Here is a 23,400-nt window from a genome sequence, read left to right on the forward strand (position 1 = left end):
CTAACCACATGGTTAGCTTTTTTTTATTGGCTTTGTTAAAAGATAAAAAAGAGTAACTTTCTTGCACTTCTCATTTAAGGGTTTGTATATTCCATAAACAGCGACCTTCAGAAGTGCCCTTCTCTCCGTAATCTTTATTCATATAAGGGCACGGATGACGGAGCGCGATGAAATATTCAAACCTTTTCTTAAATTTTAATGTTCACTTCATTTTAACGAATGGATTTGTTACTTAAAGGGGGAGGAATTTCTTATCTACTCATAGAATAATATATTTAGAAGATCGAAATATTTCAACAAGGGGGAAGAGAAATGATTGCAATTGTAAATGCTACAATTAACACCATTACACAAGGAATCGTTGATCAAGGAGGAATAATATTAATAGAAGAAGGGAAAATAAAGGCTATTGGTCAAGGTATTGAGATACCAAAAGATGCTCAAGTTATAGATGCACAAGGTCAATGGGTAACACCAGGTTTGATTGATGCACATACGCATTTAGGGGTATATGAAGAAACAATTGGATGGGCTGGAGCCGATGTCAATGAAATGACAGATCCTGCCACTCCCCATGTTCGTGCATTGGATGCAATTAATCCATTAGAGCAAGGTTTTAAGGATGCCATTCAAGGTGGTGTTACTACTGTTCAAATTATGCCTGGTAGTGCAAATGTGATTGGTGGAGAAATGTCAATTGTAAAAACCTATGGTCGTATCGTTGATGAAATGATAGTCAAGAAAACCTCAGGTCTTAAAATTGCTTTTGGTGAGAATCCAAAAAGGGTGTACGGAGAGAAAAAACAAATACCATCCACAAGAATGGGCACAGCAGCAGTATTAAGAGATCATCTAATAAAGGCAAAAAATTATTTAAAAAAAATTGAACTAGGTATGGAAGACTCCTCAAAAGCACCTGATACCGATCTTAAAATGGAAACCTTAGTTAAAGTATTAAAGAAAGAGATTCCTGTTAGAGCCCATGCTCACCGTGCAGATGATATCATGACAGCAATTCGCATTTCCAAGGAATTTAATATAAATCTAACATTAGAACATTGCACAGAAGGTCATAAAATTGCAGACATCATAGTTGAAAATGGATATAAAGCTGCGGTAGGTCCAACACTTAGCAACCGTTCTAAGATTGAATTAGGAGATAAAGGCTGGCACACATTAGTCTCATTAGACAAAGCCGGTGTTCCTGTTTCTATTATTACCGATCACCCCGTCATTCCAATAGAATATCTCATCGTTAGCGCTGCCATCGCTGTGAGAGAAGGATTAAATGAAGAAACAGCTTGGAAGGCAATTACTATTAATCCTGCAAAACATATGGGTATTGAGGATCGAGTAGGTTCCCTGGAAGTCGGAAAAGACGCAGATATAGTTCTCTGGTCAGGTAACCCTTTTGATTATCGGACAAAAGTATTGATGACTATAATAAATGGAAGAATTGTTTATCAACACGAATAAGAAATGATACACAGGAGGACTACATATGGAATATGTCAATCTAGGAAGAGCAGGTGTAAAAGTGTCACGCCTTGCTCTAGGTACAATGGTATATGGTGATTGGGGAATTGGAGAGAATGAATCGATTGAGCTGATCCACAAAGCGATGGATGCTGGAATTAACTTTATTGATACAGCAGATATTTATGGAGGAGGAACATCAGAAGAAATCGTTGGTAAAGCCATTCGCCATAAAAGAGATGAAGTGATTTTAGCGACAAAATTTAAAATTAGAACAGATGAAGGTCCAAATGGACAAGGGGCAAGTCGTTTTCGAATTATGAAACAAGTAGAGCTAAGCCTAAAACGACTTGGTACAGATTATATAGATTTATATCAAATTCATCGTCCTGATCCAACGACACCAATCGATGAGACCTTACGCGCTTTAGATGATTTAGTTCGTCAAGGAAAAGTCCGTTATATTGGTTGTTCCAATTTTGATGCATGGCGAATCGTAGAAAGTTTGTGGGTTAGTGACAAAATGAATCTAGAAAGGTTTGTTTCCAATCAACCTTCTTATAGTTTGCTTGATCGATACATCGAACAGGAGATTTTGAATGTCAGTGAAAAATATGGACTAGCCACATTATGTTATTCTCCACTAGCAGGAGGATGGCTTACTGGAAAATATGCAAAAGGGAACCATTTACCAGAGGATAGTCGTGGTGCTAAACATCAATGGAATTTAAAGTCTAAGGAAAACAAAGAGAAATTAGAAAAAGTAGAAAAGCTAAGTTTCATTGCAAACAAAGAAAATATTTCTTTAACTCAACTAGCCATTGCTTGGTTATTACATCAGGGACCATCAGTTATCCCGATTATTGGAGCAAAAACATCAGAACAACTAAGAGAGAATATTAGTGCTCTTGAAGTCAAATTATCAGAGGATACACTAAAGGAAATTGATCAAGTTGTTCCATCCCCCTATTTCGACTTTTCTAAATAATAAATAAGCAAAGTAATAAAGTTGGCATGTAATTGATTCTCTTTAACCCGAATGAGTGATGTTCGGGTTTTTTTCTTTCAAATCAGATTCGCTGAAAAGATAGAAAAATGCTATAGTAATTTTTGTGCAATTTATTTAAAAATTTTTTATAGAGGTGAGTTTTATGAGAATTGGTTGGATTGGCTTAGGAAATATGGGAGTTCCTATGGCGACAAATCTTAAGAAGGCTGGATATGAACTATTCGTGTATAATCGTAGTAAAGAAAAAGCACAACCACTTTTAGAAATGGGAGCGACTTTTAAAGAAAGTCCTAAAGAAATCGCTGCTTCAGTGGATGTTTTAATCACGATGGTTGCGGATGATGAAGCTGTGAAAGATGTGTATACGCGAGAAGATGGAGTGTTGGCTGGTTTAAAAGAGGGGCAAATTGCCATAGATATGAGTACGATTTCACCTGAAACTTCAAAAACAATTGCCGCTTTGTGTAAGGAAAAAGGGGTAGAAATGCTTGATGCTCCAGTTTCAGGTAGTGTTGCACCGGCAAAAGAAGGGACACTTGTGGTACTTGTAGGCGGAGATGCTGAAACGTATGAAAAAGTGAAACCTATTTTTGATATTGTAGGAAAGGCTTCTTTCCTTTTGGGAGGGAATGGGGCTGGAAGTAACGCAAAACTAGCGATCAATAGTATGTTAGGAATCTATATTCAAGGACTTGCCGAAACCGTTTTATTTGCGGAAAAGGCGGGGATTCCAAGGGAAACGATGCTTGAAATTGTAAAATTAAGCGCTGTAGGTTCCCCAATTGTAAATATTAAAACACCAAGTATTATCCAAGATTATTTTCCAGCAGCTTTTGCCTTAAAACATGCCACAAAAGATTTACGACTCGCAATGGATCGAGCAAAAGAGATGGATCTTTCTTTCCCACTCATTGAAAAGGCAGCCAATACATATGAGGATGCCCTAAATGCAGGAAATGGCGAACTTGATTTAATGGCTATACTTTCCTACCTTGCAAAAAAATAATAACATATCCAAATTAGAGCTTAACTATATTTGAACAGGAATATGGTTAAGCTTTTTTAATGAAATAAAAATCGAACAATAACTATTAAATTATATTTAATGTTCGTTTTTATCTTGACGAATGATGTATTGATTGTTAAACTAAATATCAACAGAATATAACTCGTATAATATCAGGAATATGGCCTGAAAGTTTCTACCCAGTAACCGTAAATTACTGGACTACGAGTAAAATATACCGAAGGGAATTAAGCCCAGGCGGGTAGGTTTTGCTCGTTCTTTTTTTGAAAATCTACTCACTTGGGCTTTATCTTTTAAGGGCGCGTAATTGAATATGACACGTGGGAGAAAAGGAGAGAATGCAAATGTCAAAAGTATTGATTGTGATGGGTAGTGACTCAGATTTACCCATTATGGAAGGCGCAATGAAGGCTCTAAAACAAATAGACATTCCATATGAGGTAATGATTTCATCAGCACATCGGACACCTGAACAGACTGCCAAAATAGCAAAAGAGGCAGAGAAGAATGGATTCTCGGTCATTATTGCTGGTGCTGGAATGGCTGCCCATTTACCAGGGGTTATTGCAGCATATTCCACCCTACCTGTCATTGGCGTACCGATCAATGGGAGTGCTTTAAATGGCCTAGATGCTTTATATGCTATTGTTCAGATGCCAAAGGGATTACCTGTTGCCACTGTAGCTATAAATGGGGCGTACAATGCAGGAATCCTTGCTGCACAAATCATTGGCGTATTTGATCAAAAGGTTGCAAATGAATTGAAAAACTTGAGAAAAATAATGGCTGAGGAAGTTGAATTAAAAAATAAGAAGTTACAAGAAAATTTGCCTAAAAGCTAATGAAAGCATAAAAAAGAATGTTGGAGGTACGTGATGATTGAACGTTATACAAGAGAAGAAATGAAAGAGATCTGGACGGAAGAGAATAAATATAAAGCTTGGCTAGAAGTAGAAATCTTAGCTGCCGAAGCTTGGGCTGAATTAGGAGAAATTCCAAAAGAGGATGTAAAAAAATTCGCGAAAATGCGAAAATCAATATTCAGCGAATCCATGAAATTGAAGAGGATACTAAGCATGATGTAGTAGCTTTTACGAGAGCTGTGGCAGAAACATTAGGGCCAGAATCTAAATGGGTCCACTATGGTTTAACCTCTACTGATGTAGTAGACACGGCTCTTTCTTATTTATTAAAACAAGCTAACAACATTTTATTAAAGAATATTGAAGACTTTCTTCAAATTTTAAAAGCAAAAGCGATAGAATACAAATATACCGTCATGATGGGAAGAACGCATGGGGTGCACGCTGAGCCAACTACATTTGGACTCAAAATGGCTCTATGGTATGCAGAAATGAGTCGACATCTTGAGCGCTTTAAAAGAGCCATGGATGAAGTGGCATATGGGAAAATCTCCGGTGCTGTAGGTACTTATGCCAATATACCTCCATCTATTGAACAATATGTATGTGAAAAATTAGGATTACATCCTGCCCCAATATCTACTCAAACACTTCAAAGGGATCGCCATGCTCAATATATGGCTAGTTTGGCTTTAATCGGTACCTCCCTAGAAAAATTTGCAACAGAAATTCGTGGTTTGCAAAAGTCAGAGACAAGGGAAGTGGAAGAGTTTTTTAGTAAAGGTCAAAAGGGTTCATCAGCAATGCCGCATAAGCGTAATCCAATTGGATCGGAAAATATAAGTGGTTTGGCAAGAGTATTGCGTGGATACATGGTATCAGCTTATGAAGATGTAAGCTTATGGCATGAACGGGATATTTCTCACTCATCTGTAGAACGGATTATTCTACCAGATGCTACTACACTGCTAAATTATATGTTAAACCGTTTTGCTAATATCGTGAAACACCTTACTGTATTTCCAGAAAATATGAAAAGGAATATGGAAAGAACCTATGGCCTTATTTATTCCCAACGTGTTTTACTAACATTGATCGAAAAGGGAATGACTAGAGAACAAGCTTATGATTTAGTACAAAAAAGAGCCATGCAAGCATGGGAAGAACAAACCTCATTTAAAGAGTTGTTAAAACAAGATGATACTATTACCACTACGTTAACAGAACAAGAATTAGAAGAGTGCTTTAACTACGAATATCATCTGAAACAAGTAGATTTTATTTTTCAACGCTTAGGACTAAATGAATAATGAAGAAATTGAAATGGACGAGGAGGAAGCAAAAATGGAAAAATTAGAATTACTTTATGAGGGAAAGGCAAAAAAGATTTACCGCACGAACAAAAAAGAGCAATTCCTTGTGGAATACAAAGATGATGCAACTGCTTTTAACGGTGAAAAAAAAGGTACGATTGTGGGTAAAGGAGCCTTAAATAACCAAATGAGCGCTATCTTTTTCCAAATGTTATCTGAAAAAGGGGTAGAAAATCATTTTGTCGAACGGATTTCCCCTATTGAGCAAATTGTTCAAAAAGTAAAGATTATCCCCTTAGAGGTCGTTGTCCGAAATATCGCAGCAGGGTCTTTAGCAAAACGCTTAGGTTTAGCAGAAGGGACCGCACTAAGACACCCAGTTGTGGAATTTTACTATAAAGATGATGAACTTGGTGACCCTCTAATCAATGACTCCCATATTTCTGTCCTTCAACTAGCTACTCCAGAACAACTTCAACAAATGGAGTTGGTTAGTCTAAAAGTGAATGAAATCTTAAGCGAATATTTGCTTACAAGAAAAGTATTACTCGTCGATTTTAAATTAGAATTTGGCCTAACAGAGGATGGAAAACTTCTACTTGCTGATGAAATATCTCCTGATACTTGTCGCTTTTGGGATGCTGATTCTAAAGAAAAGTTAGATAAAGATCGTTTTCGTCGTGACTTAGGTCATGTAGAAGAGGCTTATCAAGAGATGCTTAAACGATTAGGGGGAGAGGTTCTTGTTTAAGGTAAAAGTCTATGTCACATTAAAACAAGATGTTTTAGATCCTCAAGGCCAAGCTGTTAGAGGGGCCTTACTTACCTTAGGCTATGATGAAACAGAATCGGTAAGGATTGGCAAGTATATTGAAATTATGATCAACACTGAGCAATATGAAGTGGCGCAAGAAAGAATAAAAGAGATGTGCGAGAAATTGTTGGCTAACACAGTAATCGAAGAATATCGATATGAATTGGAAGAGGTGGCCGTATGAAGTTTGCAGTGGTCGTCTTTCCTGGCTCTAATTGTGATATTGATTGTTACCATGCCATTGAAGATGTGATCGACGGTGAAGTAGATTATATCTGGCATCAACAAGTAGACTTAAGTGGTTATGATTGTATTGTTCTACCAGGCGGTTTTTCTTATGGGGATTATCTAAGGTCTGGAGCCATTGCTAGATTTGCACCAATCATGAAACATGTAGAGAAAGCGGCAGCAGAAGGCAAATTAGTCATTGGGATATGTAATGGATTTCAAATCTTACTTGAAGCAGGATTACTTCCAGGTGCGATGAAAAAGAATGAAAATCTACAATTTATTTGCTCGATAGAGACGATTACTGTTGAAAACAATCAAACCCCTTTCACCTTAGAATACCACTTAGGAGAAGAGATCAAGATTCCAATTGCCCATGGGGAAGGAAACTATTATTGTGATCAACAAACGTTAAAAGAATTACAAAAGAATAATCAAATTATCTTTCGTTATAAAGATAATCCTAACGGCTCTATTGATGATATTGCGGGGATTTGCAACAAACAAGGCAATGTTTTGGGGATGATGCCTCATCCTGAACGGGCTGTCTCTAAACTTCTTGGTTCTGAAGATGGAAAGAGATTATTCCAATCTATTCTTAGTTATTGGAGGGAGAAAAAGAGTGAATCAAGAACCTACAGCAGTGCAAGTATTTAACGAAAAAGTTTACCTTGAATTAGGATTGTCGGATGGGGAATATGAGAGAATAGTTCAGTTAATAGGTAGAAAACCTAATTTTCTTGAAACAGGATTATTTAGTGTAATGTGGTCAGAACATTGTAGTTATAAAACTTCTAAACCTGTGTTAAAAAAGTTTCCAACCCAAGGGAAACATGTACTTCAAGGTCCTGGGGAAGGGGCAGGAATTATTGATATTGGTGACCAACAAGCAGTGGTCTTTAAAATAGAAAGTCATAACCATCCATCTGCCATTGAACCATACCAAGGGGCGGCTACAGGAGTGGGTGGAATCATCCGTGATGTTTTTTCAATGGGAGCAAGACCGATTGCCTTATTAAATTCATTGCGTTTTGGACCTTTGGAGGATGAAAAAGTAAAATATTTATTTCAACAAGTCGTTGCAGGAATAGCGAATTATGGCAATAGTATAGGGATTCCTACCGTTGGTGGAGAAGTTGTTTTTGAAGAAGCATATCAAGGGAATCCACTGGTCAATGCCATGTGTGTTGGTTTATTAAATCATAATCAAATTAAAAAAGGTGTAGCTACAGGGATCGGTAATTCTGTGATGTATGTTGGCGCAAGTACAGGCAGGGATGGAATTCATGGCGCTACATTTGCATCTGTTGAGTTAAGTGAACAATCTGAATCCAAGAAGTCCTCTGTTCAAGTAGGCGATCCTTTTATGGAAAAGCTTCTATTAGAAGCGACTTTAGAACTAATAGATTTAGATATTATAGAAGGAATTCAAGATATGGGAGCTGCTGGACTCACAAGTTCTAGTACAGAAATGGCCAGTAAAGCTGGAAATGGAATGGAACTAGATCTTTCAAAGGTACCAAGGCGAGAACCAAATATGACTCCTTATGAGATTATGCTTTCTGAATCCCAAGAAAGGATGCTAGTCGTTGTAAAGAAAGGAAAAGAGGAAGAGGTAAAAAAAGTATTCGCAAAATGGGGATTGCACTCTGTTGTAATAGGTAAAGTTACAAATGATGGGATGTACCGTATTTTTGACCAAGGTGAGGTTGTCGCAGAACTTCCTGTAAAAGCTCTTGTAGATGAAGCTCCAGTCTATCATATGCCGTCAGAAGAACCAGCCTATTATCGTCGCTTTCAAAGTATGGGTAATGGAATGGATTTAACGCAATACGAATATCTTCCTGATACTCAACAAATTTTACTAGATTTATTAGCAAATCCAACTATTGCTGATAAAGAATGGGTTTATCGCCAATATGATCATATGGTAAGAACCAGTACGGCTGTTACTCCAGGGAGCGATGCAGCCGTGATTACGATCAGAGGAACGAAAAAGGCCTTAGCTATCACAACTGATGGAAATGGTAGATATATCTATTTAGATCCTAAGGTAGGAGGGGCAATTGCAGTTGCAGAAGCTGCAAGAAATCTTGTTTGTTCTGGGGCAGAGCCTTTAGCAATTACAGATGGTCTTAATTTTGGCAATCCAGAAAAGCCAGAAATCTTTTGGCAATTTGAACAAGCGGCAAAAGGAATGAGTGAAGCTTGTCAAATCTTAAATACTCCAGTTATTGGTGGAAATGTGAGCTTTTATAATGAACGGAATGGGAAAGCAATATACCCTACACCTATTATTGGCATGGTAGGACTTATTCGTGATACAGATTATATTACAACTCAAGGTTTTAAGCAAATAGGCGACCAAATTTTATTGCTCGGTGATACCTATGATGAGTTGATGGGAACAGAGTTTCAAAAGTTAATCTCAGGCAAAGTAGAAGGAAGGCCGCCAACCATCGATTTAGAAAAAGAAAAAAAGGTGCATGAAGTTGTGCTTCGAGCGATTCGCGAGGGAGTCGTTCATTCTGCTCATGATGTAAGTGATGGGGGGTTAGCAGTGGCATTAGCTGAATCTTCTATTTCAGGAAACCTTGGTGCCTCCATTACTTTAACGGATGAATTAGGGCCGACTTCCTTTTTATTTAGTGAGAGCCAATCTCGCGTTATTTTGTCGGTTTCGTCGAATGATGTGGAAAAGGTAAGAAATATTGCCCTGGAAATAGGCGTTTCTTGTCAGTTGATTGGTGAAGTTGTTTTAAATCAATTTGAAGTATACTATAACGACAAGAAGATCATCTCTTTATCGACAGCAGAGATAAAAAAAGTATGGAAGGAGGCCATTCCGTGTTTGATGAAACCCTCCTCGACAAAATGAGTGAAGAATGTGGCGTTTTTGGAGTTTACCATCATACAGAAACACCTCAATTGATTTATTATGGCTTACAAGCACTACAACATCGTGGCCAAGAAAGTGCAGGAATTGTGAGCTCTAATCATGAGTTTTTTACCTATCACCATGGTATGGGGTTAGTGACCGAAGTTTTCCATCAGCAAGAGATAAATCGTTTGAATGGAATGATGGGAATAGGTCATGTGCGTTATTCGACAACAGGGGAAAGCAAGCTGCAAAATGCTCAGCCCCTAGTATTTAAATATCGAAATGGGGAAATAGCGATTGCAACGAATGGCAATCTAACCAATGCCATGCAAATTCGAAACCAATTAGAAAGACAAGGTTCCATTTTCCAGACAACAAGTGATACTGAAGTGATTGCCCATTTAATTGCAAAATCAATGTATGACGATATTGAACAAGCGGTTAAGGAAGCTTTAAGCGTTATTAAAGGGGCGTATGCTTTACTGATTATGACGAACGATAAACTAATTGCTGCCCTTGATTCGAATGGATTAAGACCTCTTTCGTTAGGAAAATTAGAGCATAGCTATCTATTATCTTCAGAAACCTGTGCTTTTGATACAGTAGGTGCAACAACGATACGAGATATTGAACCAGGAGAAATGCTGGTATTTGACAAAGACGGGATTCGTTCGGAACATTTTACTGTTCAAACGAGAAGAGCGATTTGTAGCTTTGAATATATTTATTTTGCTCGTCCTGATAGCGATATTGGTGGAATCAACGTTCATTTAGCAAGAAAAAGATTGGGGAAAAAGTTAGCAGAAGAACATCCTGTTGAAGCAGATGTGGTAACGGGTGTTCCTGATTCTAGTATTTCCGCATCGATCGGTTATGCAGAAGCTTCTGGTATTCCATACGAATTAGGCTTAATTAAAAATCGCTATATTGCTAGAACATTTATTCAACCAAGTCAAGAATTACGAGAAAAAGGAGTAAAGATGAAGCTTAGTGCTGTTCGTAAGGTAGTCGATGGGAAAAGAGTTGTGATGATTGACGATTCTATCGTTCGTGGTACGACAAGTAAACGAATTGTTCAATTGTTAAAAGAAGCTGGAGCTAAAGAGGTACATGTCCGAATTAGTTCACCTCCTGTTAAAAACCCTTGTTATTATGGTATTGATACTTCCTCTCGTGAAGAGTTGATTGCTGCAGCAAAAACCATTGAAGAAATGAAGGATTTCATCGGTGCAGATTCTCTCGCCTTTTTAAGTATGTCTGGCATGCTTGAAGCGATTGGTAGACAAGGAGACGACGTGAACCATGGCTATTGTGTCGCTTGTTTTAATGCTGAGTACCCAACAGAAGTCTATCAAAGTCAGCAAAGTAAAACGGATAAAGTGAGATGGGGGATAGAAGATGAACCAATCTTATAAAAAAGCCGGGGTTGATATTGAGGCAGGGAATAAAACGGTAGAAAGAATTAAGTATCATGCAAAAAGTACATTTCGCCCTGAAGTGATATCTGGTATTGGAGGATTTGCTGGGCTTTTTGAATTGCAACATCGATATAAAAACCCTGTTTTGGTTTCAGGTGCTGATGGGGTGGGAACCAAGTTGAAGATTGCCTTTGCAATGGAGCGTCATGATACGATTGGAATTGATTTAGTTGCCATGTGTGTGAACGATATTCTTGTACAAGGAGCTGAGCCTTTATTCTTTCTTGATTATCTAGCAACGGCAAAACTTGAACCTAAAAAAGCTGAGGAGATTATCAAAGGGATTTCAATAGGTTGTCTAGAGGCAGGTTGCGCATTACTAGGAGGAGAAACAGCGGAAATGCCTGGAATGTATCAACAAGAGGAATATGATTTAGCAGGTTTTGCTGTTGGTGTGGTCGAAAAGGACAAAATCATCGATGGTTCTAAGATTGAAGAGGGTGATGCAATCATTGGTTTTGCATCTAATGGTCTTCATAGTAATGGGTTCTCTCTTGTTCGTTATTTATTTTTTGAACAATATCATTTTCACTTAGATGAGATGATCTCTGAACTTGGTTGTTCCTTAGGAGATGAATTATTAAAACCAACGCGTATCTATGTTCAATCAGTATTACAAATCATGAAGCAAGTTCAAATTAAGGGTATGGCCCATATTACTGGTGGAGGATTGTTGGAGAATGTTCCTCGGGTCTTACCAGCTGGATTACAGGCAAATCTGCAACTGAAGAGTTGGCCAATTCAACCGATTTTTACTCTCTTACAAAAACTGGGTGAACTTGATCATCAGGAATCATTTCGCACCTTTAATATGGGGATTGGTTTTGTATTGATTATAGACCAGAAGGATAAAGAAAAAGTCTTAGATCTAGCAAAACAATATGGGGAAACAGCTTATGTAATCGGGGAGATCACGAAAGGGGATCAAGGAGTTGTCTTATTGGAGGAAGGGCGATGAGCACAAAAAAGATAGCCGTCTTTGCTTCAGGGAATGGTTCCAATTTTCAAAGCTTAGTTGATGCAGAAAAAAAAGGAAAACTAGCTGGCCGTATTCAACTATTAGTGTCTGATAAACCAGAAGCTTATGTAATAAAAAGGGCAAAAGATGAAGGAATTCCTGTTTTTGCTTTTCAACCAAAAGATTATGAGAATAAGCAAGCCTTTGAGACTGTCCTTGTGGAAATCCTTAAGGGATTGGAAATTGATTTAATTGTCTTAGCAGGTTATATGAGGCTGATTGGACCAACTTTACTGCAAGCTTTTCCCAACCAAATCATCAATCTCCATCCTTCCCTTTTACCATCGTTTCCAGGTAAGGCTGCGATCGAACAAGCCTTTCATTATGGAGTAAAATATACAGGAGTAACGATCCATTTTGTTGATGAAGGAATGGACACAGGACCAATTATTCAGCAACAGATCGTTCCGATTGAGGAAAAAGATACAATCGAAACCTTAACAGAAAAAATCCATCAAATAGAACATGTGTTATTGCTGCAAACGGTTAACTTGATTTTAAAGGAACAAGTGGTATGGAAGAAAAAGAGTATGAAAGAGAAAGGAGTAAAGAAAGATAATGAGTCAGAAAAGAGCCATCCTTAGTGTGTCAGATAAAACAGGAATCATAGAATTTGCGAAGGGTTTAATCGAGTTAGGTTATGAAATCATTTCAACAGGAGGAACCAAAAAAGTTCTTGAGCAAGAGGGCATTTCCGTCATTTCCATTTCAGAGATCACTGGATTTCCTGAAATTCTTGATGGGCGTGTAAAAACTTTACATCCGAACGTTTTTGCAGGACTATTAGCGATAAGAGCAAATGAAGATCACCTCAAACAACTACAAGAGCAACATGTAGACCTGATCGATCTTGTTGTTGTAAATCTTTATCCGTTCAAAGAAACTATTTCCAAACCTGGTGTTACATTTGAAGAAGCGATCGAAAACATTGATATAGGTGGACCTTCTATGCTTCGTGCTGCAGCAAAAAATTATCAAGATGTTGCAGTAATTGTTGACCCTACTGATTATCAAGCAGTAATTGAAGAATTAAAACAGGAGCAAATGTTATCTTTGGCGGCAAAAAAGAAGTTAGCTGCCAAAGTGTTTAGGCATACAGCAGCATATGATGCGTTAATTGCCCAATATTGGAATGATCAATTGGAAGAGGTTTTCCCAGAAAAGCTAACTCTAACCTATGAAAAGGTTCAAGAGCTTCGTTATGGGGAAAATCCTCATCAAAAAGCCAGCTTTTATCGGGAAGCTATATCTAAACAAGGACTCGCTTATGCAAAACAATTACATGGAAAAGAGCTCTCTTACAATAATATCCAAGATACGAATGCAGCATGGGAGATCATTAAAGAGTTTAAACAGCCTGCAGTGGTTGCTGTTAAACACATGAATCCCTGTGGCGTAGGAGTTGGAAAAAACTTATCTGAAGCTTTTACAAGAGCCTATGAAGCGGATCCTGTTTCAATTTTTGGTGGGATTGTCGCAACAAATCAGATGGTTGATGAGGATACAGCAAGTCGTCTTAAAGAAATTTTCCTCGAAGTGATTATTGCGCCTGGCTTTACTGAACAGGCTCTCGAACTACTAACGAAAAAGAAAAACATTCGCCTATTAGAGCTTGTAGAAGGAGAAGGTGCATCTTCTAAAAAGGTAGTATCAGTTTTAGGTGGTTTATTAGTACAGGATCAAGATAAAAAACAAATAAATGCTGAAGAATTAAAAGTAGTAACAAAAAGAAAACCAACTACTGAGGAGCTTGAGCAGCTACAATTTGCTTGGAAGGTTGTAAAGCATGTTAAATCAAATGCAATTGTCCTAGCAAATGGTCAACAGACAGTAGGTATCGGAGCAGGGCAAATGAATCGTGTTGGTGCAGCAAAAATTGCAATTGAACAAGCTGGTGAACTAGCAAAGGGAGCAGTAATGGCTTCTGATGCCTTTTTCCCAATGCCAGATACAGTAGAAGAGGCAGCAAAAGCAGGAATTACAGCAATTATTCAACCAGGTGGCTCTATTCGTGATGAAGATTCGATTATTGAAGCAGATAAACATGGTATTACGATGGTCTTTACTAGTATTCGCCATTTTAAGCATTAAGAAAAGGGGAATATGGATATGAATATTTTAGTAGTAGGCCAAGGGGGAAGAGAACACGCAATTGTTAAATCCCTAAAAAAAAGTCCAAAAGTTAATCAAGTGTATTGTGCTCCGGGTAATGGTGGAATTGCACAAGATGCAATTTGCTTACCGATTGCTGAAAATGATTTTGAAAAATTAATAACGGCAGTTAGAGAGTATAAGATTGATCTAACAGTTGTAGGACCTGAGCAGCCTTTAATTGAAGGAATTGTCGACGTATTTCAAGAACAAGGCCTCCCGATCATTGGTCCAACTAAAGCAGCAGCTCAAATTGAGGGAAGCAAATCGTTCGCAAAGCAATTAATGGGAAAATATCGAATTCCTACTGGTAATTATCAAGTATTCTATACATCAAAAGAGGCAATCGATTATGTAAAACAACAGGGAGTGCCAGTAGTGATTAAAGCAGATGGGATTGCAGCAGGAAAAGGAGTAGTTGTGGCCCATCAATTAGAAGAGGCGATATCAGCTATTAATAGTATCATGGAAGATAAAATTTTTGGTGATGCTGGTCAATCAGTTGTGATTGAAGAGTTTCTATCAGGAGAAGAATTAACCGTTATGGCCTTTGTAGATGCTAACAGTATCGCTGTAATGGAGCCTGCTCAAGATCATAAGCCTGTTTATGATGGAGACAAAGGTCCAAATACTGGTGGAATGGGTGCTTATTCACCTGTTCCTCATATGAAGGAATCCTTGTTAAACGAAGTATATGATCAAATTTTATTACCAACTGTCGAAGCTATGAAACAAGAAGGAATACCTTTTACAGGTATTTTGTATGCTGGATTAATGATCACAAATGAAGGTCCAATGGTTATAGAATTTAATGCAAGGTTTGGTGATCCTGAAACACAGGTTGTTCTTCCTAGATTAGAAACCGATTTAGTTGAAGTTCTATTAGCGATAAGAGATAAACGGTTAAATGAAATGCACTTAGAATGGAAAAAAGAAGCAGCGGTTAGTGTTGTAATGGTTTCAGCAGGTTATCCAAAGGAATATAAAAAAGGTATGCCAATAATAGAGCATGCTATGCCATCAAAAACACAGGTTTTTTATGCAGGTGCTAAGCTCCTAGAGGAACAATTAGTTACAGCTGGAGGTAGAGTTCTTGCCGTAACTGGATTAGGTACAACAATAGAAGAAGCACAAAGAAGAGCTTATCAGGGAGTTAACAACATTAACTTTGAAGGTGCACATTATAGAAGAGATATTGCAAATAAAGCAATTAATCGAATAGCTAATTAGTAGCTAAATTATAAATTTTTTATTAGTCAGAAAAAAATAAGTACAATTTGCGGGTGTCAATGAATTAGTTCAATTGACACCCTTTTTCGCTAGCATTACATAAATATAGTCATAATTTTCAGTTAATATCTTTTCGTAAATTTGAGCTAAAAAGTTTTTAAGGTTGTGACTTTTTTCACAGAAATAATGTTGTAAACAAGGTATAGTAATAACTGCAGGGTAAAAGAAATGTACACAATGTTAATGCAGGGAGATGAAAAGAAAATGAGTATGTTTTGTTATCAATGTCAAGAGACTTCTAAGAATGAAGGCTGTACAGTTGTTGGTGTCTGTGGTAAGACACCTGAAGTTACTAACCTTCAAGACTTATTAATTTATGTATTAAAAGGAATCTCTATTTATGCAGAAAAAGCTAAGCAAGTAGGTATAAATGATGCAGAGACAGGTTTATTTATTGCTAAAAATCTATTTTCAACCATTACAAACGTAAACTTTGATCCAGTTTACTTTGAAACTAAGATCAAGGAAGCATTAGCTCTTCGTGAAAAAGTTAAAACAAGCTTCTTAGCAGCATATAAAGAGAAGTATGGAACGGAATTTAATGAAGAATTACCTGAAATGGCTACATGGTATAGTGACAATGTAGAGGATTTCTACAAAAAGGGAGAAGTAGTAGGGGTACTAGCAACAGCAAACGAAGATATACGTTCATTAAGAGAATTATTAATATATGGATTAAAAGGTATTTCAGCATATATAGAACACGCTTTTGTTTTAGATGAACAAAATGATGAAATATTTAGCTTCTTACATAAAGGTTTAGCTGCAACAACAGATGATAGTCTTTCAGCTGACGATTTAGTTGGCATTATTATGGATGCTGGTGCTACTGCAGTTAAAGCTATGGAAATGCTTGATAGAGCTAATACAGGCACATATGGCCATCCAGAACCAACCCAGATTAATATCGGTGTTAGAAATCGTCCTGGTATTCTAATCAGTGGACATGACTTAAAAGATTTAGAAGAATTATTAGAGCAATCTAAGGATAAAGGTATAGACGTATATACACATGGTGAAATGCTTCCTGCTAATGCTTATCCTTTCTTCAAAAAATATGATCACTTTGTTGGAAACTACGGTAACTCTTGGTGGGAGCAAAACCGTGAATTTGAATCCTTCAATGGACCTATTCTAATGACTACAAACTGTTTAGTTCCACCAAAAGCTTCTTACCAAGACAGAGTTTATACAACAGGAGTAGTTGGATTCCCAGGCTTAAATCATATTGAAGATCGTAAACCTGGTGAGCAAAAGGACTTCTCAAAAATTATTGAGCATGCTCTAAAATGTGAGCCTCCAACTGAAATTGAAAATGGTACAATTCCTGGTGGATTTGCACGTAATGCTGTCCTAAGTGTAGCAGATAAAGTAGTAGACGCTGTACAATCAGGTGCTATTAATCGATTCGTTGTTATGGCTGGTTGTGAAGGAAGACATAAAACAAGGGATTACTACAAGGATATGGCAAGAGAATTACCAAATGATACAGTCATATTAACAGCTGGTTGTGCAAAATATCGCTACAATAAATTAGATCTTGGCGATATTGGTGGCATTCCAAGAATATTAGATGCTGGTCAATGTAATGACTCCTATTCCTTAGTAGTTATTGCACAAAAATTAGTAGAAGCTCTTGGTGTTGAAGATATTAATGACCTTCCATTATCATATACCATCGCTTGGTATGAGCAAAAAGCTGTTGCTGTATTATTAGCATTATTATACTTAGGAGTAAAAGGAATTCGCTTAGGGCCAACATTACCAGCATTCATTTCTCCTAATGTATTAAAAGTATTAGTAGAAAAATTTGACATCAAACCAATTGGAACTGTTAAGGATGACTTAGAGGCAATTCTAGCTGGTAAATAATAAAATATGTAAAGTATAAAAGACGAAGGGGTATTGCAGATTTACTGCTAATACACCTTCTTTTTTTGTGAAATTTAATTTACATAAAATAGATCATCTGTTTTTCAATTAAATATTGGAGGAAAATAATTTAAAAAATAGAAATAGGTAAAGGATAAATATAAGTGAAAAAGTAAAAAGGGTGATCAGATGAAAAGATTCGCGGCAATAATAGTGCTATTAATGTTTGTAGTTCAGATTGTAGGGTGTAGTAATCAGGCAACAGTTAAAGTAATAAATGAAGAAAAACAGATAGAAAATAAAACAAAGTCTACAGAAATAGAAAAAGAAGAAGTATGGGCATCTAAATATACTGCACCATTAACTGGGTTACATGTTGACAATGAAGTTAAAGAAAGAATTATTGGTGTTATGGTAAATAATCATCCAAAAGCAAGACCACAAAGTGGTTTGATAGAAGCAGATATGGTATATGAGATCCTTGCTGAAGGAATGATTACCCGGTTTGTAGCATTTTATCAAAGCAAGGCACCAAAAGTAGTTGGTCCTGTAAGAAGTATACGTCCCTATTATATCGATTTAATCAATGGCTTTGATGGTTTAATCGTACATGCTGGAGCAAGTGAAGCCGCTTATGCGATTCTACAAAGGGATAACCTACCTGATTTAGATGAAATTAAAAACTCAGGTCCTGCCTTTTGGAGAGTCGATTTTAGGAAAATGCCCCACAACTTATATACAAGTATAGATAAAATTAGAACTTTTGCAGAAAAGAAAGGATACCGTTCGGAAGGATACATTCCAACCATTCCATTTCTAAAGGAAGATGAAATCGTAACAGGTACGCCTGCAAAAGAAATTAATATTGAATACTATTCAAAATATATCGTTGGTTATCAATATGATGAAACAAAAAAACAATATAACCGTTATATAAATGGACAACCACATACAGATTTAGAAACAGAAGAACAATTAACAGCAAAGAATTTATTAGTGATACGAGCAGAACATAAAATTTTAGATAATGAAGGTAGAAGAAGTATTAACTTATATGGACCAGGTAAAGGGTATTTGTTTCAAAATGGTGCTATGAAAGAAATCACTTGGGAAAGAAAAGATGGTGTTATTAGGGCTTATGTTGATGGAAAGGAACAAGGATTACTTCCTGGTCAAACCTGGACGATTGTTGTACAGAACAGCACTCCTGTCTCTTACCAGTAGACATTTCATCGTTTTAACGCGAAAATACAAGACTTGGTACGTCTAACATGTATCCGATTACATTTTTTTGTTTAATGCAAAAAAGTCTACTGGTATGACTATATTTTTTTAAATAAATATGGTACTCTATTGACGAGAGGTGAGAAAAAGTGCCATTTGAAAAATTAAAGGATAAAACGGTAGATCAACTATTTAAATCGATACTAGCGCTTGAAACTTTAGAAGAAGCATATAAATTCTTTGATGATTTATGTACAGTAAATGAAATCCAATCTTTAGCACAGCGTTTAGAAGTGGCTCGCATGTTAACAAGAAGTTATACGTATAACCAAATTGAGGCAGAAACAGGGGCGAGTACAGCGACCATTTCAAGGGTAAAAAGATGCCTTAATTATGGAAATGATGGTTACCGTCTAGCTCTTGATCGAATTTCCAATGACGAAACAAATACTGAAAAGTAAGTCATTACATGGTAAAGTAAAGGGGAGTAGTTAAGCTACTTCCCTTTTTAGATGGAAAAGAAAGTTAAACTTTTCTTTGATACTGAATGTTGGAGGATTGTATGAGTGGCCAATGGTTATCATCACTTAAACATATGTTTAAATTAGATCCAAATCGGCCAATTACAGAAGAGCAAGTCAAACAACTTTGTGAATCAGGGACAGATGCAATTCTGATTGGTGGCACTTTAGGAATCACTTATGACGATACGGCTCAGTTACTACGATGGGTACGAAAATATTCTGCTACAGTTCTTCAGGAAGTATCTGATTTAAAAGCGATTGTTCCAGGATTTGATTATTATTTTATTCCCTTTGTAGTCAACGCTCAAAACCCAGATTGGATCTTAAATATCCATCAAAAAGCTTTGAAGATGTATGGAGAGTTAATCAATTGGAATCAAGTGTTTGTAGAAGGATATGTGGTTTTAAATCAGCAATCTTCAGTTGCAAAGTTGACCGAAAGTAGAACAGATTTGGATTTAGAAGATGTTTTGGCGTATGCTAGAATCGTAGACCAAATGTTGAAGTTACCAATCCTTTATATTGAATATAGTGGAGCATATGGAAATCCTGATTGGCTCAAAGAAATAAAAAATATCGTTCAGCAGTCTAAGATCTTCTATGGTGGGGGAATTGATTCAATTGAAAAATCAGTAGAGATGAGCCAATATGCAGATACAATTATAATTGGCAATTTAATCTATGAAGACTTTGAATTGGCTATGAAGACAGTGAAAAACATTAATGAAGTATAAAAATAAATTGACAAAATCATGTATATCAGATATTTTTACATTATAAACTGAATATGCGGGAGCTTGGGGAACTGGGCTGAGAGGATAACTATTCCGTTATCGACCGTTGAACCTGAACTGGATAATGCCAGCGGAGGAATGGACGTACGTATAACATGTACAATTACTAGGCCGCCTATTTATCTAGGTGGCCTTTTTACATGTTTTCCCTTCGCCTTATTAGAAAAGGTTCGAATTAGTAGATAAGAACTTTTCAAAGAGGAGGTACAAATATGTCAAGTAATACAAACCAGCAAATTTCTGTTTCTATGTCTTCTTTTCCAGGGAGTAAAAAAGTCTATGTTCAAGGCTCTAGACCTGATATTAGGGTTCCTATGCGGCAAATAGAATTATCCCCTTCATCAGAGTCGTATGGTAAAGAAAAAAACCTTCCTGTCCGTGTATATGACACAAGTGGTCCTTACACTGATCCATCATTTGTAGTAGATATTCAACAAGGGTTACCTAAAGTTCGTCGTCAATGGATTTTAGAACGCGGTGATGTGGAAGAATACGAAGATCGCAACCATTTGCGTGCAAAACCAGGAAGGAACGTTACTCAATTGCATTATGCTCGTCAGGGAGTGATTACCCCAGAAATGGAATTTGTTTCGATTCGTGAAAATGTTTCACCTGAATTTGTACGGCAAGAAGTTGCAAGTGGACGTGCCATTATTCCTGCAAATATTAACCACCCAGAAAGTGAACCGATGATCATTGGCCGTAATTTCCATGTAAAAATCAATGCGAATATTGGCAACTCTGCTGTCTCATCTTCCATCAAAGAAGAAGTAGAAAAAATGACATGGGCAATCCATTGGGGAGCAGATACGGTGATGGATCTTTCCACAGGTCAAAATATTCATGAGACGCGTGAGTGGATTCTTCGTAATTCCCCAGTTCCTATTGGGACTGTTCCTATCTACCAAGCACTTGAAAAAGTGAATGGAAAAGCTGAAGACTTAACTTGGGAAATATTTCGAGAGACATTAATTGAGCAAGCAGAACAAGGAGTAGATTATTTCACCATTCATGCAGGCGTTTTGTTACGTTATATTCCTATGACAGCAAAACGTGTAACAGGGATTGTTTCTCGGGGTGGATCGATCATGGCTGCTTGGTGTCTTGCCCACCATGAAGAAAATTTTCTCTATACTCATTTTGAAGAGATTTGTAAAATAGTGAAAACTTATGATGTAGCCTTATCCCTTGGTGATGGTTTACGTCCAGGCTCAATTGCAGACGCTAATGATGAAGCTCAATTTGCTGAGTTACAAACCCTTGGTGAACTGACAAAGATTGCTTGGGAGCATGATGTTCAAGTGATGATCGAAGGACCGGGACATGTTCCTATGCATAAAATTAAAGAAAATGTAGAACGTCAGCTTGAAGTTTGTCACGAAGCTCCATTTTATACATTAGGACCACTTACAACTGATATTGCACCAGGTTATGATCATATTACTTCAGCAATTGGCGCAGCTATGATCGCTTGGTTTGGTACAGCCATGCTTTGCTATGTTACACCAAAAGAACACCTTGGGCTGCCTAACAAACAAGATGTACGAGAAGGGGTTATTGCATATAAGATCGCTGCTCATGCAGCAGATTTAGCAAAAGGACACCCGGGTGCACAAATAAGAGATGATGCACTTTCCAAAGCACGTTTTGAATTCCGTTGGTATGATCAGTTTAATCTATCCCTTGATCCGGAACGGGCAATGGAATATCATGACGAAACCCTTCCTGCTGAATCAGCAAAAACAGTACATTTTTGCTCGATGTGTGGACCAAAATTCTGTAGTATGCGAATTACCCAGGACATTCGAGAATACGCAAAAAATAAAGATCTCTCATTAGAAAAGGCGATTGATGAAGGATTAAAAGAAAAAGCAGAAGAATTTAGAGAAAATGGAAAGAAGATTTATTTATAAATTGGATCAACCAACTGTCTATAGTAAAAAAGAAGGTGCCCTATACAAAAATGGCATCTTCTTTTTCGTTTTTTAACGTCAATGTAAAGATTGTTGAACGACTTCGACTTGATGAGTCATGTTTATAGTCTTATCTGTTCGATCATCAATACTCATATTGGTGATGACACGACTTACTCCATTGGAAAGTGCATCTTGATGAATTTCTTTTGCGATCTCCATTAATTGGTTTAGATCTCCTTCAATAATGGTTGCTGTAGGCATAACCTGATACTTTAATCCTTTCTGTTCAATGAGTTGAACAGCATGAGAAACGTGAGAACTAAAACTAGGTGTATTTGTACCAACAGGAACTACACTAATTTCAAGTAAAGGCACGTATGATCACTCCTTAACTAAGATTAGGGATACATCCATAGAATGTTTATAAAAACAAAATTTATACAAAAAATTTTATTTTTGTGTAGCAATTTTCTTTAAAGATCATGTGTTATAATTTCTTTATGTAAAATGATTGATTATATTTAGGCAGATAATTAAAAATAATAGGAGTGTATCAGATGTCTTATAAAATCGTATTTTTTGATATAGACGGAACATTAGTGAATGAAGAAAAGCAGATTCCAAACGATACCAAAGAGGCGATTAAGCGTTTAAAAGAACGAGGAATCGAAGTGGCGATTGCGACAGGTAGAGCGCCATTTCATTTTACAAAGATAAGAGAAGAACTAGGAATCGATTCATTTGTCTCTTTTAATGGTTCTTACGTGGTATATAAAGGGCAAGTCATCTATCATCATCCATTTCGCCAAGAAGACCTAGCCTTGCTTGAACAGGAGGCAAAACGTAGAAAGCATACGATGGTTTTTCTAAGTCACAAGGATTTTTTTGCGAATGTGGATCAAGATCTACATGTGATTCAGTCCTTTCATTCTCTTAAGCTAACCCCGCCAAAATATCGTCAACAATATTGGCAGGAAGAAACGATTTACCAAGCATTACTTTATTGTGAAGCAGATGAGGAAAAGTACTATCACGATCATTATCCTCATTTTCATTTTGTTCGTTGGCACCAATATTCAATGGATGTGATTCCAAAAGGTGGATCTAAAGCAAAGGGAATTGAGATGTTCCTTCGTCAACTAGACATCAATCCTTCAGAGGCTGTAGCCTTTGGTGATGGTTTGAATGATCGAGAAATGCTGTCCTTCGTAGGAGCGGGTGTGGCCATGGGAAATGCTCATGAAGAAGTAAAACCATTTGCCAAATTCACTACAAAACATGTAGATGAAGGTGGAATCCGCTTTGGCTTAAAGCAATTACAATTGATTTAGTCAGTTATTGATTTTCAAATGAAGATCTTATCATCATTTTCAGCTTGTAGATAAAGTCTTTTATAAGATTAGTCTACAAGCTTTTTTGTTTGATTTTTAAATTTTTAAAAATTTAAGGAACTATTTTTAAATTCGCATCGTCAATATTATTGAAAACAACAGGAGTAACTTAATATTTTAAAAATTTAACT

General features: G+C 36.9%; 20 protein-coding genes, 1 pseudogene and 1 riboswitch. Of the genes and pseudogenes, 20 read left to right on the plus strand and 1 reads right to left on the minus strand.

Annotated elements, in window-relative coordinates; translation table 11 throughout:
* Positions 1-312 precede the first annotated feature (312 nt).
* The 19 genes and pseudogenes from U473_RS00005 (at position 313) to thiC (ending at position 21,875) form a co-directional block, all read left to right on the plus strand.
* A complete protein-coding gene (locus U473_RS00005; RefSeq protein ID WP_068722225.1) occupies positions 313-1,476 on the plus strand; it encodes an amidohydrolase in 1,164 nt (387 codons plus the stop codon).
* Between the two features lie 25 nt (positions 1,477-1,501).
* A complete protein-coding gene (locus U473_RS00010) occupies positions 1,502-2,464 on the plus strand; it encodes an aldo/keto reductase (protein WP_068722226.1) in 963 nt (320 codons plus the stop codon).
* Positions 2,465-2,627: 163 nt separating this feature from the next.
* Positions 2,628-3,491, plus strand: coding sequence for an NAD(P)-dependent oxidoreductase (locus tag U473_RS00015; RefSeq protein WP_068722227.1), 864 nt, complete (start codon positions 2,628-2,630; stop codon positions 3,489-3,491).
* Between the two features lie 143 nt (positions 3,492-3,634).
* A riboswitch (purine riboswitch) is annotated at positions 3,635-3,736 on the plus strand.
* Between the two features lie 120 nt (positions 3,737-3,856).
* On the plus strand, positions 3,857-4,354 hold the full coding sequence (gene purE, locus U473_RS00020) for a 5-(carboxyamino)imidazole ribonucleotide mutase (RefSeq protein ID WP_082732272.1): 498 nt from the start codon (positions 3,857-3,859) through the stop codon (positions 4,352-4,354).
* 33 nt (positions 4,355-4,387) lie between these two features.
* Positions 4,388-5,685: pseudogene (gene purB, locus U473_RS00025) on the plus strand (adenylosuccinate lyase).
* Positions 5,686-5,719: 34 nt separating this feature from the next.
* A complete protein-coding gene (gene purC / locus U473_RS00030) occupies positions 5,720-6,439 on the plus strand; it encodes a phosphoribosylaminoimidazolesuccinocarboxamide synthase (protein ID WP_068722231.1) in 720 nt (239 codons plus the stop codon).
* Positions 6,432-6,686 (plus strand): phosphoribosylformylglycinamidine synthase subunit PurS, encoded by a 255-nt coding sequence (gene purS / locus U473_RS00035; RefSeq protein ID WP_068722232.1) that lies wholly within the window; start codon positions 6,432-6,434, stop codon positions 6,684-6,686. Before purC ends, purS begins: the two co-directional genes overlap by 8 nt.
* Positions 6,683-7,387: a phosphoribosylformylglycinamidine synthase subunit PurQ gene (gene purQ / locus U473_RS00040; RefSeq protein WP_068722233.1), complete on the plus strand. Its 705-nt coding sequence runs from the start codon at positions 6,683-6,685 to the stop codon at positions 7,385-7,387. The genes purS and purQ overlap by 4 nt, the downstream gene beginning before the upstream one ends.
* A complete protein-coding gene (gene purL, locus U473_RS00045; RefSeq protein WP_068722234.1) occupies positions 7,302-9,608 on the plus strand; it encodes a phosphoribosylformylglycinamidine synthase subunit PurL in 2,307 nt (768 codons plus the stop codon). The genes purQ and purL overlap by 86 nt, the downstream gene beginning before the upstream one ends.
* Positions 9,578-11,026: an amidophosphoribosyltransferase gene (gene purF, locus U473_RS00050; protein ID WP_082732273.1), complete on the plus strand. Its 1,449-nt coding sequence runs from the start codon at positions 9,578-9,580 to the stop codon at positions 11,024-11,026. Before purL ends, purF begins: the two co-directional genes overlap by 31 nt.
* Positions 11,010-12,047, plus strand: coding sequence for a phosphoribosylformylglycinamidine cyclo-ligase (gene purM, locus U473_RS00055; RefSeq protein WP_068722239.1), 1,038 nt, complete (start codon positions 11,010-11,012; stop codon positions 12,045-12,047). Before purF ends, purM begins: the two co-directional genes overlap by 17 nt.
* Positions 12,044-12,691: a phosphoribosylglycinamide formyltransferase gene (gene purN / locus U473_RS00060; protein WP_068722243.1), complete on the plus strand. Its 648-nt coding sequence runs from the start codon at positions 12,044-12,046 to the stop codon at positions 12,689-12,691. Before purM ends, purN begins: the two co-directional genes overlap by 4 nt.
* On the plus strand, positions 12,666-14,198 hold the full coding sequence (gene purH, locus U473_RS00065; RefSeq protein WP_068722245.1) for a bifunctional phosphoribosylaminoimidazolecarboxamide formyltransferase/IMP cyclohydrolase: 1,533 nt from the start codon (positions 12,666-12,668) through the stop codon (positions 14,196-14,198). The genes purN and purH overlap by 26 nt, the downstream gene beginning before the upstream one ends.
* 18 nt (positions 14,199-14,216) lie before the next feature.
* The gene (gene purD / locus U473_RS00070) at positions 14,217-15,488 is read left to right on the plus strand and encodes a phosphoribosylamine--glycine ligase (RefSeq protein WP_068722246.1); all 1,272 of its coding nucleotides are present in this window, start codon (positions 14,217-14,219) and stop codon (positions 15,486-15,488) included.
* Between the two features lie 270 nt (positions 15,489-15,758).
* Positions 15,759-17,420, plus strand: coding sequence for a hydroxylamine reductase (gene hcp, locus U473_RS00075; protein WP_201024196.1), 1,662 nt, complete (start codon positions 15,759-15,761; stop codon positions 17,418-17,420).
* 189 nt (positions 17,421-17,609) lie between these two features.
* Entirely contained in the window at positions 17,610-18,644 is a 1,035-nt protein-coding gene (locus U473_RS00080) for a DUF3048 domain-containing protein (RefSeq protein WP_068722248.1), read from the plus strand.
* A 149-nt stretch (positions 18,645-18,793) separates the two neighbouring features.
* On the plus strand, positions 18,794-19,105 hold the full coding sequence (locus tag U473_RS00085) for a YerC/YecD family TrpR-related protein (protein ID WP_068722250.1): 312 nt from the start codon (positions 18,794-18,796) through the stop codon (positions 19,103-19,105).
* 101 nt (positions 19,106-19,206) lie between these two features.
* Positions 19,207-19,902 (plus strand): heptaprenylglyceryl phosphate synthase, encoded by a 696-nt coding sequence (gene pcrB, locus U473_RS00090; RefSeq protein ID WP_068722253.1) that lies wholly within the window; start codon positions 19,207-19,209, stop codon positions 19,900-19,902.
* Positions 19,903-20,174: 272 nt separating this feature from the next.
* Entirely contained in the window at positions 20,175-21,875 is a 1,701-nt protein-coding gene (gene thiC / locus U473_RS00095) for a phosphomethylpyrimidine synthase ThiC (RefSeq protein ID WP_068722257.1), read from the plus strand.
* 78 nt (positions 21,876-21,953) lie between these two features.
* Here thiC and U473_RS00100 read toward each other — a convergent pair whose 3' ends face one another.
* A complete protein-coding gene (locus tag U473_RS00100; RefSeq protein WP_068722258.1) occupies positions 21,954-22,253 on the minus strand; it encodes an MTH1187 family thiamine-binding protein in 300 nt (99 codons plus the stop codon).
* 182 nt (positions 22,254-22,435) lie between these two features.
* Here U473_RS00100 and U473_RS00105 point away from each other — a divergent pair, with 182 nt between their 5' ends.
* Positions 22,436-23,209 (plus strand): Cof-type HAD-IIB family hydrolase, encoded by a 774-nt coding sequence (locus U473_RS00105; protein ID WP_068722259.1) that lies wholly within the window; start codon positions 22,436-22,438, stop codon positions 23,207-23,209.
* Positions 23,210-23,400 lie beyond the last annotated feature (191 nt).

The organism is Tepidibacillus decaturensis (genome assembly GCF_001561915.1).
Lineage (GTDB): Bacteria > Bacillota > Bacilli > Tepidibacillales > Tepidibacillaceae > Tepidibacillus_B > Tepidibacillus_B infernus.